The 16844-nt window shown below is 72.2% G+C and carries 12 protein-coding genes; 11 read left to right on the forward strand and 1 reads right to left on the reverse strand.

Translation table 11 applies throughout. From position 1 onward, the window contains the following. Positions 1 to 35 precede the first annotated feature (35 nt). From DQW85_RS14610 to DQW85_RS14650, 9 genes are all read left to right on the forward strand, one after another. Positions 36 to 1586 (forward strand): NADH-quinone oxidoreductase subunit N, encoded by a 1551-nt coding sequence (locus DQW85_RS14610; protein ID WP_240197179.1) that lies wholly within the window; start codon positions 36 to 38, stop codon positions 1584 to 1586. A gap of 598 nt (positions 1587 to 2184) precedes the next feature. Next, complete coding sequence (wecB, locus tag DQW85_RS14620; protein WP_162794987.1) at positions 2185 to 5574, forward strand: non-hydrolyzing UDP-N-acetylglucosamine 2-epimerase; 3390 nt, start codon at positions 2185 to 2187, stop codon at positions 5572 to 5574. Between the two features lie 32 nt (positions 5575 to 5606). After that, entirely contained in the window at positions 5607 to 5762 is a 156-nt protein-coding gene (locus DQW85_RS44480; protein ID WP_162794988.1) for a hypothetical protein, read from the forward strand. Then, positions 5759 to 7015 (forward strand): glycosyltransferase family 2 protein, encoded by a 1257-nt coding sequence (locus DQW85_RS14625; RefSeq protein ID WP_113700854.1) that lies wholly within the window; start codon positions 5759 to 5761, stop codon positions 7013 to 7015. Before DQW85_RS44480 ends, DQW85_RS14625 begins: the two co-directional genes overlap by 4 nt. Then, complete coding sequence (locus DQW85_RS14630; protein ID WP_162794989.1) at positions 7012 to 7716, forward strand: calcium-binding protein; 705 nt, start codon at positions 7012 to 7014, stop codon at positions 7714 to 7716. Before DQW85_RS14625 ends, DQW85_RS14630 begins: the two co-directional genes overlap by 4 nt. A gap of 131 nt (positions 7717 to 7847) precedes the next feature. Further along, the gene (locus DQW85_RS14635) at positions 7848 to 8573 is read left to right on the forward strand and encodes a response regulator transcription factor (RefSeq protein ID WP_113700856.1); all 726 of its coding nucleotides are present in this window, start codon (positions 7848 to 7850) and stop codon (positions 8571 to 8573) included. A gap of 5 nt (positions 8574 to 8578) precedes the next feature. After that, entirely contained in the window at positions 8579 to 10075 is a 1497-nt protein-coding gene (locus DQW85_RS14640; protein WP_113700857.1) for a hybrid sensor histidine kinase/response regulator, read from the forward strand. A gap of 181 nt (positions 10076 to 10256) precedes the next feature. After that, the gene (gene htpX, locus DQW85_RS14645; RefSeq protein ID WP_113700858.1) at positions 10257 to 11108 is read left to right on the forward strand and encodes a zinc metalloprotease HtpX; all 852 of its coding nucleotides are present in this window, start codon (positions 10257 to 10259) and stop codon (positions 11106 to 11108) included. 125 nt (positions 11109 to 11233) lie between these two features. Next, positions 11234 to 11851 carry an FMN-binding negative transcriptional regulator gene (locus tag DQW85_RS14650; RefSeq protein ID WP_113700859.1) on the forward strand — a complete coding sequence of 206 codons (618 nt, stop codon included), beginning with the start codon at positions 11234 to 11236 and terminating at the stop codon, positions 11849 to 11851. On the opposite strand, the gene DQW85_RS14655 is transcribed toward DQW85_RS14650, so the two are convergent. Continuing rightward, entirely contained in the window at positions 11848 to 13218 is a 1371-nt protein-coding gene (locus DQW85_RS14655) for a M14 family zinc carboxypeptidase (protein ID WP_113700863.1), read from the reverse strand. The genes DQW85_RS14650 and DQW85_RS14655 overlap by 4 nt on opposite strands. A gap of 142 nt (positions 13219 to 13360) precedes the next feature. On the opposite strand from DQW85_RS14655, the gene DQW85_RS14660 reads away from it, so the two are divergent. Both DQW85_RS14660 and DQW85_RS14665 read left to right on the forward strand, forming a co-directional pair. Further along, positions 13361 to 14989 (forward strand): PucR family transcriptional regulator, encoded by a 1629-nt coding sequence (locus tag DQW85_RS14660; RefSeq protein WP_113700860.1) that lies wholly within the window; start codon positions 13361 to 13363, stop codon positions 14987 to 14989. A 126-nt stretch (positions 14990 to 15115) separates the two neighbouring features. Then, positions 15116 to 16552 carry an amidohydrolase gene (locus DQW85_RS14665; RefSeq protein ID WP_113700861.1) on the forward strand — a complete coding sequence of 479 codons (1437 nt, stop codon included), beginning with the start codon at positions 15116 to 15118 and terminating at the stop codon, positions 16550 to 16552. Positions 16553 to 16844: the final 292 nt, after the last annotated feature.

A 16844-nucleotide genomic window follows, 5' to 3' on the forward strand; every position in this document is an offset into this window, starting at 1 on the left:
CCGGTGGTGCGGCGGTGCCCGGCGGTGGTGCCGCGGTGCCCGGCGGTGGTGCGGCGGGGTCCGGCGCGGGGGCAGGCGCGGCGCTGTGCTCGTTCGTGGTCGACCAGTTCACGCTGGTCTTCGCGGGGCTGATGCTGGTGGCGGCCGTCGTGGTCGTGTTGATGTCCATGACTGAGCTGGCCGGTGGGGGGATTCCGGTTGGGGAGTGGTACTTCCTCCTGCTCTGTACGCTCGTGGGGGCCGTGACGTTGCCCGCCTCCCGGGATCTGATCATGCTCGTGGTGGCGCTCGAGCTGGTCTCGCTCCCGGTCTTCGCCCTCACCGCGCTGAAACGCTACGACGGCCGCGGTTCGGAGGCCGCGGTCAAGCTGTTCGTCGTGTCGGTGGTGTCCACGGCGATCATGCTGTTCGGCGTGTCCCTGCTGTACGGGGTGGGGGGCACGGTCTTCCTGTCCCGTCTGGCCGACGTGTTGAGCGGTGCCATTCCGGCTCCCGGAGTGCCGGGGGCGGCGGAGGGCGGACAGGGGCTGCCGGCGGTCGTCACAGTCGCTGTCGTGCTGGTCCTGGCGGGGTTCGCCTTCAAGATCGCCGCCGTGCCGTTCCATTCCTGGGCCCCGGACGTCTACCAGGGCGCCCCCATTCCGGTCGCCGCGCTGCTGTCGGTGATCTCGAAGGCGGCGGGGTTCGCGGGCCTGATCCTGCTGCTGGTCACCGCGCTGTCCGGCCAGGCTCCCACCTGGTCACCCATCATCGCCGTTCTCGCGGCGCTCACCATGACGGCAGGCAACCTCCTGGCGATGCGGCAGCGCTCCGCCGTACGGCTGCTGGCCTGGTCTTCGGTGGCTCAGTCCGGCTACATCCTGGCTCCGATCGCGGTGGCGTTCGACGTGGGCGGAGGTTCGGCGGCGCACGCCACGGCAGGCACGGCGGGCATGGCCGCCATCGCAGGCACGGCAGGTACGGCGGGTATGGCGGGCACGGCAGGCGCTGTGCTGGGGGCGGGCGGGGCGGCTACGGCGGGTGGGCTCGGCGCCGCGCCTGAGGTGATCACAACCGTGCCTGGGGGGATCACCACCGCGCCTGAGGTGTTCGCGTCCGGTGCGACGGTGACCGGGGCGCTCGGGTCCGGTGCTGTGGGCGCCTCCCTGGCCTATCTCCTGATCTACGCCGCGATGAACCTCGGCGCGTTCGCGGTGGTCATGCTCGTCTCCCGGACGCGCTCGCGCAATGAGCTGGACGACTATCGCGGGCTCGCGTTCCGGAGTCCGGCGGCGGGCCTCGCGCTGGCGTTCTGTCTGATCTGCCTGGCGGGGCTTCCGCCGGGGCTGGCAGGGCTGTTCGCCAAGGTCGTGGTGTTCCGCGAGATCGTGGAGGGGGGAGCGGGCTGGCTGGCGGTGGTCATGGCCGTCAACACAGTGATCGGGCTCTACTACTACGTCGTCTGGACCGCCCGCCTCTTCACCCCCGAGCCCGCAGCTGTCATGCGCCGGTCATTCCCCGCCACCTGGGTGGCGGTCGGGCTCGCGGTGGTAGTGGCCGTCGTGTTCTCACTCGCCCCCCAGGTCGTGCTGGACATGACGTCCTAGGTGGCGCTTCGGAGCGGGTTGGTGATGTTCCGTGGCTAGGGGGTGGTCAGAGCAGGGTGGGGGGTGGGGCTTCGGGAAGTTTGGGTGGCGGTCAGGGTGGGCTTGGTCGTGTTCCTGGTGGGTGGGCACAGTCTGGGTGGGATGGCACTCAGGGCCGGTGGGGTGGTGGTTCCGGTGGGTTGGGTAACGCTTCGGGTGGGCTGGGGGCGCACGTTGAGTGGGCTGGGGGCGCAGCTGGGCGGGGTGGGTGGCGCTCCGGGTGGATGCTTCGGGGGTGAGCTCGCGGTCGGGCGGGTGAGCTCGTGGTCGGGGAGGTGGCGGGTCGGCGTCCACGGGGCCCGGCCGGGAAAATGAGGTAGCGCTGAGGCGGGCTTGAGGATTGCTGAACAACTCGTGCCAAGTGTCCCGGTATGAATGCGTCGATGATGCCCGTGGCGGAGGCCATGATCATTGCCAGGACCTCGTGCTACGCGCGGCGGTTGTGCGGCACAGGGGCGCTTAGCGGTCCGCCCTTCCCGGCGTTCAGGCGGCGAGCGGGGGTGACGGCTGTGCACTCGGGGTGCTCTACGGCGATGACGGACCCACAGGGGTAGCTGCTGTGCGTCGCATCATGGTCGTCTACGGGACCAGGCCAGAGGCGATCAAGGTCGCTCCCCTGATCATCGGGTTGATGGACTCGGCGGTGTTCGAGCCGATCGTCGTAGTGACGGCGCAGCATCGAGAGTTGCTCGACCAGGTCAACGAGGTCTTCGGGATCAAACCGGACGCCGACCTGGACATCATGCGGCCCGGACAGACGCTCGCCGAGGTGACGATCCGGGCGATCTCCGGGCTGGACGCGCTGCTGTCCGAACATCGTCCCGACGCGGTCCTCGTCCAGGGCGACACCACGACCACGCTGGCCGGCGCGCTCACGGCGTTCTACCACCGTGTCCCGGTCGTCCATCTGGAAGCGGGTCTGCGTAGCGGGAACCTGGCCGAGCCGTTTCCGGAGGAGGCGAACCGCAGCCTGACGGGCCGGGTCGCCGACCTCCACCTGGCGCCCACCTCTACCAGCGCGAACAACCTGGTCGCCGAGGGCGTACCGGCCGAGTCGATCGTCATCACCGGCAACACCGTGATCGACGCGCTGCTGTGGAGCAGTGAGGCGGAGCAGGGTTACCGCCATCCCCGGCTGCGCGGCCTGGAGGACGGCAGGCGCCTGCTCATCGTGACCGCGCACCGCCGGGAATCATGGGGCAGCCGCATGGAGGGTATCGGCCGCGCGGTCTCCCGGCTGGCGGCCCGCGAGCGCGATCTGCACGTGGTGTTCCCGGTCCATCCCAACCCGGCCCTCCGGCGGACGCTGCTCCCGCATCTGATGGGGCATCCGAACGTCACGGTCACCGAGCCGCTGCACTACGCCGACTTCGCCCGCTTGCTGCGCCATTCGTACCTGGTCCTCACCGACAGTGGTGGCATCCAGGAGGAGGCTCCGAGCCTCGGCAAGCCGGTGCTCGTGATGCGCGACACCACCGAACGGCCCGAGGCGCTGCGGGCGGGAGCGGTCCGGCTCGTGGGCACCGAGGAGAACCGCATCGTGGCCGGAGTGACCGCTCTCCTGCGCTCGCCCGACGTCTACCGCCAGATGGCCGGTTCGGTGAACCCTTACGGCGACGGCCGGGCCACCGAGCGGGCGCTGGCGGCGCTGGCTCACTTGTTCGGGCTCGGGCCGCGGCCGGAGCCGTTCCGCCCGTCGCGGCCGGGGCACGGGTCGTTGCGCCGGCCACTGCAGCCGGTGTCGGCTCCGCGAGCAGTGCCGCCGATGCCGCCGTTTTCGGCGTCCGGGACGGGGCTGGATGTGCCGCAGGGGGTGTCTGTACCGCAGCGTCCGTTTGTAGTGCAGGGACTGCCGGGATCCTCGCAGCAGGGAATGCCGGGATCCTCGCAGTCGACTGGGTCTGCCGATTCGGGGTCGCCCGAGTCCGGCGCGCCGTCCACGTCCACCGTGTCGACCGCATCGGCCGGGTCCGGCGCGCCGTCCACGTCCACCGTGTCGACCGCATCGGCCGGGTCCGGCGGGCGCTCGGCGTCTGCCGCGTCGTCCGCTGAACCGGATGAGCCGACGGAGCCAAGAGAGCCAACCGAGGCTAGTGAGCCGAACGAGCCAAGCGACGTGAGTGGGACGGCTGGGACGGCGCGCGGGGAGCGGGGTCGGGAGGGCGTGCCGTTGGAGGCAATGGGGGAGGCAGGAAGGGGGACAGCCTCTGGCAGGGAAGTGTCGCGCTCCGACGGTGGTCGAGGGCAGCAGGGGCGGGCCAAGGTGGGGCCCCGGGGGCGCTCCCACGGCGGGGCCAAGCATGTCGGGTTGCGCTGGCTCGTGGCTCTGCTGCTGAGCGCCCTCGTGGTGTCCGGGGCCAGCCTGGGGATCTTCATGCGGAAGGAGCCGGGCCCGCTGCCCGCGTCGCGCACCTGGCCGGCGTGCAGTACGGCAGCCCCCGCGGCCCCCGGCGCGCTGGAACGCGGGCCCCAACGCGCGTCCGAACGCGCGTCCGCACTGGAGCGGGCCACCACGCTGGTCGTGGCGGACGACACCCCGGGTGTCAACGCGTTCCAGGTGCACACGACCCGCGCCGCCAACCTCGTATCGCACTTCGGGCCGGTGGAGGTGCTGGCGACGAGCGCCTACCGCGCCGGCATGCTGCGCCGCCATCGCGCCCTGGTGTACCTGGGCATCTCGGCCATGCGGGAGCTGCCCGCGGCCCTGCGGCAGGACGTCCTGGCCGGCTCCCGCCCGGTCCTGTGGATGGGCTGGAACATCGACCGGCTCACCACCCCCGAGGACTTCGCGGCCAGGTACGGCTGGCTCCCGGGGGCCCCCGACCGGACGCAGGTGTCCTCCGTCTTGTTCAAGGGGAAGGAACTCACCCGCGACGAGGAACAGGGGCCGATCAGCACGTTCGCCGCGCTGGACCAGACCCGGGTGAAGGTGCTCGGCACCGCCGTCACCGCGGCCGACCGGGATCGCCCGTGGGCCGTGAGGTCGGCGAACCTGACCTACGTCAGCGAGATCGCGCTGCACCCCGACACGGAGGACGACCGCTATCTGGCCACCGCCGACGTGCTGTTCGACGTGCTGGATCCCGGGAGGCCGGCGCGGCACCGGGCGCTGGTGCGGCTGGAGGACATCGGCCCCCAGTCCGACCCGAACGCCGTGCGCGAGGCGGGCGAAGTGCTGTCCAGCATGGGAGTGCCGTTCAGCTTCGGCGTCATCCCCGTCTACCGCGGCCCGCTCGCCGACGGCCGGGAGCGCGTGACGATCCGGCTGAAGGACCGCCCCGAGGTGGTGCGGGCGCTCACGTACTTGCTGGAGCACGGCGGCACGATGGTCCTGCACGGCTACACCCACCAGTCCGACGGCCCGGCCAATCCCACCAACGGCGAGAGCGGACACGACTTCGAGTTCTTCCGCACCCATTTCGACGGAAATCGCGGGCTCGTGTACGACGGGGCGATCAAGGGCGACTCCGCGGCCTGGATGGAGCGCCGGCTCGACGCGGCGGTGGCCGAGGTGCGGGCGGCGCGCCTCCCCGTCCCACAGATCTTCGAGATCCCGCACTATGCCGCCTCGCCGACGGACTACCAGGTCATCGCCCGCAAGTTCGCCGCGAGGTACGACCGCGGGTCGTACTTCGCCCCCGGGTGGCAGACGCAGTCGCCGGCCTCCCCGTACATGGACGAGCACTTCGCCCCTTACGTGACCCGCGACGCCTACGGCAGCGTGGTGGTGCCGGAGACCCTCGGCATGGTGGAGCTGGAGCCGTCGAGTCTGAGCGAGGGCACCGGCACCGTCGAGTCGATCGTGGACAACGCCGACACGCAGCTCGTGGTCCGCGACAACGTCGCGAGCTTCTTCTACCACCCGTTCCTCGGCACCGACCAGCTGGAGACGGTCGTGACCCAGCTCCTGGACCTCGGCTACCAATTCGTGGCCCCCTGTGCACTTTGACCCCATGACCGGACCGGAAAGGAGACGAACAGGTGATTTCAGCTATTGACCCGGTGGCCGCCATCGACACGGGCGATCTGGCGTTCGGCGTGGCGCGGCTCGCGCTGGCCGTCGCCGGGCTGCTGTGGGTGGTCTACCTCGTGTCCGTCGTCGTCCTCATGTTCTGCGCTCGCTGGGTACGCCGATGAGCACCGTACTGATCGTCTGCGCTGTGTCGGCCGTCCTCATGGTGTTCACGTACACGCTGGGGATGTACCTGGAGTCGGCGGGCTCCGAGGAGGGCCCAGACGGAACCGGGGAGGGCTTCACCGTCGTCTTCGTCGTGCCGTGCCTGAACGAGGAGCGTGTCATCGGCGCGACGCTGCGACGCCTGATCGCCATGTCGCCGCCGGACGGTCTGATCCTCGTGGTGGACGACGGCTCCGACGACGGCACGGCGGACGTCGTGAACGGGTTCGCCGACCCGCGGATCCGCCTGCTCAGGCGCGAACCACCGGCGGCCCGGCGCGGCAAGGGCCAGGCCATCAACCACGCCATGCGCCACCTCCGCGGCCGTCCGGATGCGGATCGGACCCTCGTCTGCCTCATGGACGCGGACGGCCGCCTCGACGAGCCGAGCCTGGCCCTGGTGCGTTCCTACTTCTCCGACCCGGACGTGGGCGCCGTGCAGATCGGCGTGCGCATCGGCAACAGGGAGCAGAGCGTTCTCGCGCGGCTGCAGGACATGGAGTTCGTGGTCTACACCCAGGTCTTCCAGCGCACCCGCAGCTTGATCGGTTCCGCGGGACTCGGTGGGAACGGGCAGGTCATGCGGCTCAGCGCGCTCCTCGACCTGGGTGACGACCCGTGGTCGCAGAGCCTGACGGAGGATCTCGACCTCGGCGTCCGTCTGGTGCTGGCCGGCTGGCGCACCGAGTGCGTCCCGCGGGCGACCGTGCACCAGCAGGGGCTGCTCAGCCTGCGCGGGCTGGTGCGGCAGCGCTCACGCTGGTTCCAGGGACACATGCAGGCCCTGCGGCTCGTGCCGTCGGTGGTCGGCCGGTCGACCGGCCGGGTGGCGACCGACCTGCTGAACGTCCTGCTGAGCCCCCTTCTCATCTTCGTCGGCTCGTTCATGACGCTCTCGCTGGTGGCGTCGCTGGTCGGGGTGACGTTCTCGGCGGTCGCCCGGGAGCAGCTCTTCCAGCCGCTGCCGATCGCGTCGTGGTACGTGCTGACGTTCGGGGCGGCATTTCTGCTGGGGCCGCTGTACGCTCGCGCGACCGGGGAGATGCGGTGGGCAGGCGGACTGGTGTACGGCCACCTCTTCATCGTCTACAACCTGGTGTGGCTGGTCGCGGCCTGGCGGGCGCTGTGGCGCGCGGTCATCGGGCGCCGGGGCTGGCTGAAGACCGAGCGGCTCACCGACAGGGAAGCCGAGACGCCCGTGGGATCGGCATGACTCCCCGCCGGTGGAGCAGGCTCGGCTCCTCGCCGTACCGGGTGGCGGGCCTCGCCGTCGTGGCCACCGCGCTCATCAGCTGCCCGGTGGAGCAGCGCGCCGCGTCCGGCTACTCCTGCCTCGCGTGGACGGAGGGTACGACGAGGGGCGGGCTGTTCCTCGAGTACGACGGGTACGGCAGGGCGTGCACGTACCGGCACGGCGGCCGGTGGGTGTGGCGGCTGTCCCCGAAGCCCGCCCGTGCCCCGGCGGAGACGCACGCCGCCCTGGCTCTCACCGGCACGTCCTACTCCGACGTCAGGCTGCGGGTGCGGGCGAGGACGCTGCACCAGCTGCGGCGGCCCACGCCGAACCCCTGGGAGGTCGCGTGGGTGGTCTGGCACTACACCGACGACAACCATTTCTACTACCTGGTACCCAAGCCGAACGGCTGGGAGCTCGGCAAGGTGACCCCCGGCTACCGGGGCAACCAGCGTTTCCTCGTCACCGGTGAGCAAGGCTACGGCGTCCACCACTGGCACACCATCGAGATCCATCAGGTGGCGGACACGATGACGGCGAGCGTGAACGGCCACCGGCTGGTGCGCTTCCAGGACCGCGAGAAGCCCTATCTGGGAGGCCGCGCGGGGCTGTACAACGAGGACGCGATGACCGATTTCACGGACCTGCGGGTCTGGCCGGTAACCGCGTCCACCGGTTAGCGTTTCGCCGCACCCAGGAGCGGTAGTTGACGGTTGAAACGGGGAGGGGGTCGCCAGGTCACGGTCGTGCGCTCACGCCGCCGCCACGGGGCTGCCGGCGATCACCCGTGTACGCAGAGGTGAGAACGGTGATGGAACAGCCGGGGGCGCTCGTCATCGAGGACGCGGCGGACGTGCGCCGGATGCTGTCAGAGGTCCTGCGAATGGCCGGGTTCGAGGTGTCCGAGGCCGCGACCGGTGCGCAGGGGCTCGACCTGGTGGAGGAGATGCACCCTGATCTGGTCACGCTCGACCTCATGCTGCCGGACATGGACGGGATCGAGGTCTGCCGGCGGCTGCGGAGCATGACCTCCGCGTACGTGATCATGGTGACGGGGCGCGTGGAGGAGACCGACCGGCTGGTCGGCCTGGAGGTGGGCGCCGACGACTACGTGACCAAGCCGTTCTCTCCCCGAGAGCTGCGAGCGCGCGTGGCGGCGATGTTCCGTCGGCCGCGCACGGTGGACGCGCCGGGGGCCGGTGCGCCCCCCGAGAACGCCGGTGCGCCCACCGAGAACAGCGTCATCACCTTCGGCGATCTCGTCATCGACGAGGAGGGCCGCGAGGTGCGCCTGGCGGGGCGGCCGGTGGAGCTGACCCGCATCGAGTTCGACCTGCTCGTGCTGCTCGCCTCCAACCCGCGACGGGTCTGGTCGCGGGAGACGCTCACCCGGCGCGTCTGGCACACCGACTGGCCGGGCAACGACCACGTGATAGACGTCCACATCGCCAACCTGCGCCGCAAGCTGGGCGACGACGCCCGCGCCGGCCGCTGGGTCCGCACGGTACACGGCGTGGGCTACAGGTTCGGGGGTTGACGGACATGATCGTCCCGATTCATCTGCTCCTCTGCGAGGACGACGACAACGACGCTCTCATGATCGTCGCCCGCCTCCGGCGTGACGGTCTCGACGTGACCCACGAACGGGTCGAGGACCGCGAGGCAGCGGTGGACGCGCTGCGGCGGCGCCCGCCGGACGTGGTGATCTCCGACTACCGCATGCCGTACCTCACGGCGGAGGTCGCGCTCCGGCTGGTCCGCGACGCCGCGCTCGACATCCCGTTCATCCTGGTCTCCGGCCAGATCGGCGACGAGCGCGCGGCGTCGCTCATGCGGGCGGGCGCCCGCGACTTCGTACCGAAGGACCGGCTGACCAGGCTCGCCCCCGTGGTGCGGCGGGAGCTGCGCGAGGCGGAGTGCCGGCACGAGCGGCGGCGGGCGCAGGCCGCGCTGCGCGAGAGCGAGCAGCGGTTCCGGTTGTTCGCCGATAACGCCCCGGACATCATCTTCCGCTGCCGGCCGACTCCCCGGGCCGAGATCGAGTACCTGAGCCCCGCCGCCGCCGTGCTCCTCGGCTGCGATCCCGGCGAGCTGAGCGGCGATCCCGGCCACGTGCTCTCCCTGGTCCACCCCGCCGACCGCGCCCGCCTGGAACGGTCGTGGGCGTCCCCCGGCGGCGAGACGCTGGTGGTCCGCTGGCGGCGGCCCGACGGCACGCTGGTCTGGACGGAGCAGTGGGCGGTCGGCATCCATGACGACGACGGGCGGCTGCTCGCGGTCGAGGGCATCCTGCGCGACGTCACTGCCGAGGTGAACGAGCGGCGAGAGCGCGAGCGCCTGGAGCGGCAGCTGCGGCAGGCCGACTGGCTGCGGTCGCTGGGCACGCTGGCCGGTGGGGTCGCCCACGATTTCAACAACCTGCTGGCGGTGATACGCGGGCACGCCGAGCTGGCCCTCGACACCCTGCCGGAGGACGTTCCGGGCCGCGTCGACCTGGAACGCATCCACCAGGCGGCCGAACGCGGCGGGGCGCTCACCCGGCGGTTGCTGACCTCCGGCCGGATGGAGCAGCCCCAGCCGCGGGCGCTCGACCTGAACGCCGTGATCGAGGAGACCGCGCGGCTGCTGTGCCCGATGTTCGGCGACGGCATCGAGCTCGTCACCCTGCTGGAGCCCGCCCTGCCCCCTGTCAGGATCGACCGCGGCAGGCTGGAGCACGTGCTGCTGAACGTGCTGATCAACGCGTGCGCGGCGATGCCGGACGGCGGCCGGATCACCATCGAGAGCGTGCGCGCGGCCACCGGCGTCCGGTTCAGCGTCTCCGACACCGGCTGCGGCATGCCTCCCGAGGTGGCCGAACGCGCCTTCGAGCCGTTCTTCACCACCAAGGAACGCGGCCAGGGCACCGGCCTCGGCCTGTCCATCGCCCACGGCACGGTCGAGGACGCCGGTGGCCGGGCCACCCTCACCTCGGAGCCGGGCTCGGGCACCACGGTCCGCATCGACCTCCCGGCCGCCGCCCGGCTCGCCGTCCGGTGACCCCGGCTCGCTGTCGGTGACCCCGGCTCGCCGTCCGGTGGCCACGCTCCCTGGCCGACGGCCGCGACGCGCCGACCTGCGACTTCCGTCGCGCTCCGCCAACAGCTGAGCACTGCGGGGAACGATGGACCGGGGGATCGTCGTTGGACGGGGTGAACCCACACCACGAAGGGGGGCACCCTTGCACCACAACGGTCTGCGCACGGCCGCGCTCATGGGCGGCATGTCCGCGCTGATCCTCGCGTTGGGCGCGTGGTTGGGCGGCGGCACCGGAGTGCAGATCGCGTTCGTGCTCGCCGTGGCGGGCAACGGCGCCGCCTACTTCTTCTCCGACCGCATCGCGCTGTCCGCGATGCGGGCTCGGCCGGTGAGCGAGGTCGAGCAGCCGGCCCTCTACCGCGTCGTGCGTGAGCTCTCCACCGAGGCCCGCCAGCCGATGCCGCGGATCTACCTGTCGCCGACGGCCCAGCCCAACGCGTTCGCCACCGGCCGGTCCCCCCGGCGGGCCGCTGTGTGCGTGACGTACGGGCTGACGCGGCTCCTCGACGAGCGGGAGCTGCGCGGCGTGATCGGGCACGAGCTGTCCCACGTCTACAACCGCGACATCCTCATCTCCTCCGTGGCCGCGGCCCTGGCCACGATGATCACTTGGATCAGCTACGTGGCGGTCTTCTTCGGCGGCTCCGACGACGACGAGGGACCCGGCTTCGTCGGGGCGCTGCTCATGATGGTGCTGGGGCCGGTGGCGGCGGGGCTGATCCAGACGGCGATCTCGCGGGCGCGCGAATACCAGGCCGACGAGTCGGGGGCCCGACTGACGGGTGACCCGCTCGCGCTCGCGTCGGCGCTGCGCAAGATCGAGATGGGTGTCCGGAGGCTGCCCCTTCCCGAGAACAGCCGCCTCACCTCCGCCTCCCACATGATGATCGCCAACCCGTTCAGCGGGTCGGGCTTCGGCCGGCTCTTCTCGACCCACCCGCCCACGTCCGAGCGGGTGGCCCGCCTGGAGCGCATGGCGGGCTACCGCCGCTGACCGGGCCGGGGTTCTGCCGGCAGCGGCGAAGCGCGGGCGTTCTGTCGGGAGCCGCAAAGCGCGGGCGCCGGCCTTGTGCCGCTCCACGCTGACACGGCCGGCGCGAAGGCTGTTGCATCTCGTACATGCTGGAACAACCGATGTACGCGCTGGACGACCCGCGGGCGCTGCGCGAGCTGATCGCGGCCAACGGATGGGCCCTCCTGGTGAGCGAGGGCGGGCCGGTCGTCTCCCACCTGCCGATAATCCCGGACCCCGCCAACCCGGGAGCCGCCGTCGTCGGGCACCTCGCCCGCGAGGACGCCGAGCTGCACGGCCTGGGCGAGCGCCCGGTGGTGATCGTTGTGCGGGGGCCGCACGGCTACGTCTCGCCGACCGTGTACGAGGCCGGGCCGTACGTCCCCACCTGGAACTTCGTCACCGCGCACCTGCACGGCACCCCGGAGGTCCTGGGACCTGACGAGACCTACGAAGTGCTCTCGCGCACCGTGGACCACTTCGAGGCCGGGCGGCCGGAGCCGTTCCGGCTGAGCGCGGTGGAGGGGTACGCTCGCCGGCTCGCCCCGGCCGTGACGGCCTTCCGCCTGGTGCCGGGGCGAGTGGTGGGCAAGGCCAAGCTCAGCCAGGACAAGCCGCGCGAGATCGTCGACCGGGTGATCCGAGGGTTCGACGCCACCAACCCGGCCCTGGCCCACGCGATGCGCGTTCCGGCCGCGCCCAGCGTTCCGGTCTCGCCCGGCTAGGCGGTGGCTCTTCGGCGGGCGTGCCGCGCGCCCGCCAGGATGCCGCCGTACTGGATGGCCACCAGGTGGCGGATCGGGATCGTCTGCTCGGCCGGGCCCGACTCCGCCTCCGCGCACCACTTGGCGTACGTCTCCGACAGCGCGCGGGCCCGGGTGCGTACGACCGGCGTGCCGTTGCCCACCGCCAGCTCGCCCTCAAGCGCGCGCAGCAGCATGCCCCCGAACCTCAGTCGCGCGCTGTGCAGCAGGTTGCGGCAGGAGGCGACCTCGGCCACGGTCGCGGGCCGGTCGTTCTCCGGGGCGTCTGCGCGGCCCTCGTCGGTGGCGGCCATCCCGGCGAGCATCGGGATGAAGCTCCGGCTCGCCCGGATGAACGGCGAGCCGGTGACCAGGTCGCCGGAGACCGCGGCCAGCGTCTCGTCGAGCACCTCGAACGTGGCCCGCAGGTCCGCGGCCTGGGCGAGCACCAGGTCGCGGTAGACCCGGTCGGTCGGCGCCGTGTCGCCGGCCGAGGCGTCCGTCCAGTAGGGCACCTCGGCGGTCAGCCCGAGCGCGCCGTACCTCTTGATGTAGGAGTCGCTGGCGGCGCCGCTGATGTGCTCGGTGGGGTCCTGCCCGAGGGCCTCGATGTAGTCGTAGGCGTGCTCCATGGAGGGCGCGAGGTAGACGGCCTGCTCAAGCTGCCGCACGGAGGGGTGCTCCGGCTCGCCCGCGTGCAGCGGCACGCCGTACCTCGCGGGCAGAGCCTTGAGCACGGCCTGCAGCTCGGGCTCCGGCCGGTTCAGGTAGTAGAAGACGCCGCCCGACTCGCCGTTGTGCAGCGTGGTCACGAACGCCGGGCGGGTGTCGTCGATCAGCCGCATCAGGGCCAGCGTCTCGGGCATCACCCGGTCGAAGTAGGCCCGCTTGTACGCGAACGGGAAGGTCCACTCCACCTGCTCGTCCACGGCGGGCCGGTAGAAGTGCCTGCCGTAGTGCGGTTTGGTGAACGGCCCGGCGAACCAGCCCTCGTTCAGCCGGGTGCCGTCGGGGTCGAGGCACCCCACGATGTGCCAGGCGCAGCCGGTGGACCGGCGCAGCTCCGCGTCGGCGCACAGGCGCGCGGCGAGGTGCGAGACGGTCAGGCCGCCGATGGGCTCGTTGGGGTGCGGCCCGGCCGCGACGATCGCGTCGTGCGGGCTGTCACCGGCGGCGGGGTCGCGAACGGTCAGGCAGAGCATCGGGTCGCCGAGGCGGGAGGTGCCGATGCGGCGGAGCGACGCCACGCCGGGATGGTCGGTCGCCAGCCGGGTGAGGGTGGCGTGGACCTCGTCGACGGTGGCGAAACGGTCGAAGTCGGGGACGGTGTCGAGTTCTGAGATCAGCATCGGGTCGAGCACACCCCAGTTTGTCCCCTTTTTCCGCTCAAGAACATCGTCGGACGTGCCAAGGACCCCAGGCGAGCCTTGTGGCGACCATCAAGCGTCGGGCTGGTTGAATAAGACATTTCCCGTCATGGGATGGAGAGAGATGTCGGTTTCCCAGCGGCCGCCCGACGGCTCGATGACGCTGCCCTACCGCCCGCCGCTGAGCCAGGTGCTCGAGACGCTGGGGAGTCACGTCCTGTCCGCCGCCCACCTGCCGGGCGACGGGTCGGCCACCGTGGGCGAGCCCGTCGTGCACGACCCCGACGAACCCCTCGACGAGCGCCCCGGCGGCGTCCTGCTCGCCGTGGGCGCGCGAGCGGACGCCCGCGACGTGGTACTGCGGGCGGCCCGGCTCTCCTACCACGCCGTGGTCGTCAAGGACCGGGGCGCGGACCTCGGCCCGCTCATCGAGGCGGCGCGGACCTCCGGGATCGCGCTGCTCATCGCGCCCCGGCAGATCCCGTGGCGGCAGCTCGACGCGCTGCTGACCGCGGCCATCTCCGGCCCCGGCGCGGCCACCACCTCGTACGCCTCGGTCGGCACCGGAGACCTGTTCGCGCTCGCCAACGCCATCGCCGCCACGATCGGCGGGGCCACCTGCATCGAGGACCCGCAGGGCAACGTGCTCGGCTACTCCAACGTCCCCGGCCAGGAGATCGACGAGATCCGCAGGCTGGGCATCCTGGGCCGCAGGACTCCCCAGCGGCCGACCAACCGCACCGAGTACAGCCGCGTCTTCAGAGCCGGCGGGCCCGTGCGGTTCGACAGCCTGGGGCCGGGGCACACGCCGCGCCTGGCGACGGCGGTGCGGGCGGGCGCCCAGCTCCTCGGGTTCATCTGGGTGCTGGACGGCGAGCCGCCGGTGGTGCCCGGCGCCATGCGGCTGCTGGAGGACGCCGGCCGGATCGCGGCGATGCACCTGCTGCGCGCCCGGAACCCGGGCGACCAGCAGCGCTGGCACCGGGCGGAGACGCTGCGCGCCCTGCTCGACGGCACCACCTCCGAGTCGGCGGCCGGCGCGCGGCTGGGCCTGCCGGCCGGTTCGGAGGTGACGATCGTCGCCTTCGCTCCCGCCGACCCGACGCCCGAACCGGACACCGCGGTGGCGAGCGTGGTGGACCTGGTCAGCCTCTGCTGCGAGGCCTGGCACCCGCAGTCGGTCTGCGCGGCGGGCTGGGGCCGGGTCTACGCGCTGCTGCCGGTCCCGCCGGGCACCCCGTGCTCGCGCCTGGTGCGGGTGGCGACCGACGCGGTCACCGCCGTGCGCAAGTCGGCGCGGCTCAGCATGTACGCGGGCATCGGTCCAGTGGTCGCGGGGCTGGGCGAGGCCCCGCTCTCCAGGCGGCTCGCGGAGCGCGTCATCCGCGTGCTCGCCGACACCGGGGGAGCGTCGGTGGCGCTGGCCACGGACGAGCGGGTACGCGCCCGGGTCGCCCTGCTCGACCTGGCCGAACGCGCCGGCGTCGCGGTCGACCAGGTCATCGAGCCGGTACGGCGGATGATCGACCACGACCGCGCGCACTCCAGCACCCACGGCGTCACCCTGCTCGCCTACCTGGACGCCTTCGGTGAGGCCGCCAAGGCGGCGGCGGAGCTGTCAGTGCACGAGAACACGCTGCGTTACCGCGTGCGGCGCCTGCAGGAGCTGTTCGACGTGGACCTCGGCGACCCGGCCGAGCGGCTGGTGATCTGGCTCCAGCTCCGCCTCCTCCACCTCCGCGGAGAGCTCTAGGGAGCGCTCCCGGCCTGCGGCGGGGTCCAGGAAGAGCTCCGGCATGTGGCGGGCCACAACGGGGGCGCGGTGGGATGTCCGGTCTCGACGATGAGCCCCCGGGCGGTCCCCGCCTAGCGTCGTCGCATGCCCTCACTGCTGCTGCGCAACGCGCGGATCGGCCTGCGCGGACCGCTCCGCCACGTTCTGATCATCGACGGCCGGATAGCGGACGTGACCACCGAACCGCCTCCGGCCGGCGAGTCGGTCGACGTGCAGGGCGGCACGCTGCTGCCCGGACTGTGGGACGCGCACGTGCACACCGTCCAGTGGGCCCAGGCCAGGCGCAGAGTCGATCTGAGCGGCGCCCGTTCCGCGAGGGAGGCCGTCGATCTGGTCCTCCCGCATGACGGTTTCACGGTCGGCTACGGCTTCCGCGACGGCCTGTGGCCGGACGCCCCGGACAAGTCGCTGCTGCACGCGGCGGCGCCCGGCAGGCCGATCGTCATGGTCAGCAACGACCTGCACACCGCCTGGTTCAGCCCGGCCGCGCTGGCCGCCATAGGGATGGGCGAGCATCCCACCGGCGTGCTGCGCGAGCGCGAGTGCTACACCGCGATGGCCGCGCTGCCCCTGCCGCCTCCGGCGGAGCTCGACCGCTGGGTGGCCGAGGCGACGACCGCCGCGGCGGAGCGCGGCGTGGTCGGGCTGCTCGACTTCGAGTTCGCCGACAATGTCACCGACTGGAGCCGCCGGGTCCGCGAGCAGCGGGTGGACGTGCGCGTCACCTGCTCGATCCCCAAGGACAGGCTGGAGGAGGCCATCGGCCGGGGCCTGCGCACCGGCGACCCCGTCGCCGGCTCCAGCGGCCTGCTGGAGGTGGGCCCGGTGAAGATGTTCGTCGACGGCTCGCTCAACACGAGGACCGCCTACTGCGACGATCCGTACCCGGGCACCGAAGCCCGCGGCCTGCTGGAGACCTCTCCCGGAGACCTGCACGACACGATGAGCCTGGCCGCCGAGCACGGCATCCAGCCGGCCGTGCACGCCATCGGGGACCTGGCCGCGAGCATCGCCCTGGACGCGTTCGAGCGGGTCGGCTGCGCGGGCAGGATCGAGCACGCGCAGCTCGTCAGGGCCGCCGACTTCGCCAGGTTCGCCCGGCCCGGCCTGGTCGCCGGCGTGCAGCCCGCCCACGCTCCCGACGACCGCGAGGTGGCCGACCTGCACTGGTCCGGACGGACGCACCGCGCCTTCGCCTACGCCGACCTGCTCGCCGCCGGCGCCGTGCTCGAACTCGGCTCCGACGCGCCGGTGGCGCCGCTCGACCCCTGGGACGGAATGGCGTCGGCGGTGGCCAGGACCGATGACGACCGCCCGGCCTGGCACCCCGAGCAGGCCGTCCCGCTGGAGGCCGTGCTGTCGTCCGCCACCCGGGGCCGCCGCGGCGTCCGGCCCGGCGACGTCGCCGACCTGGTGATCACCGCGGCCGACCCCGCCGCGCTTGACCCGGCCGAGCTGCGCGGCATCGAGGTGCTCGGCACGCTCCTCGCCGGTCGCTGGACGCACCGGCAACGCATCTGAAACCCCCTCGTCATCCGGGGGGCACCCGCTGTCCCAGCTGACAAAGGCGCCACCCCCGGTTGAACCTTCCCGACAATGAACGCCGGCCGGTGCTATGACACGCTCAAGCCCAGCGCGGGGCGATCCCGGCGCCACCCGGCAGCTGTCATCTCCCCTTCCGTGTCGAGCATCCTTGGAGGTGCCAGCACATGTCAGTGAGAAGACCACGCTGGACGGGAGCCGTCGTCGCGAGCGCGCTGGCCGTCACGTCGGCCGCTGGCTGCGCCGGCGGGGCGGGCTCCACCGCTCCGGC

This window comes from Nonomuraea lactucae, assembly GCF_003313395.1.
Classification (GTDB): Bacteria; Actinomycetota; Actinomycetes; order Streptosporangiales; family Streptosporangiaceae; genus Nonomuraea; species Nonomuraea lactucae.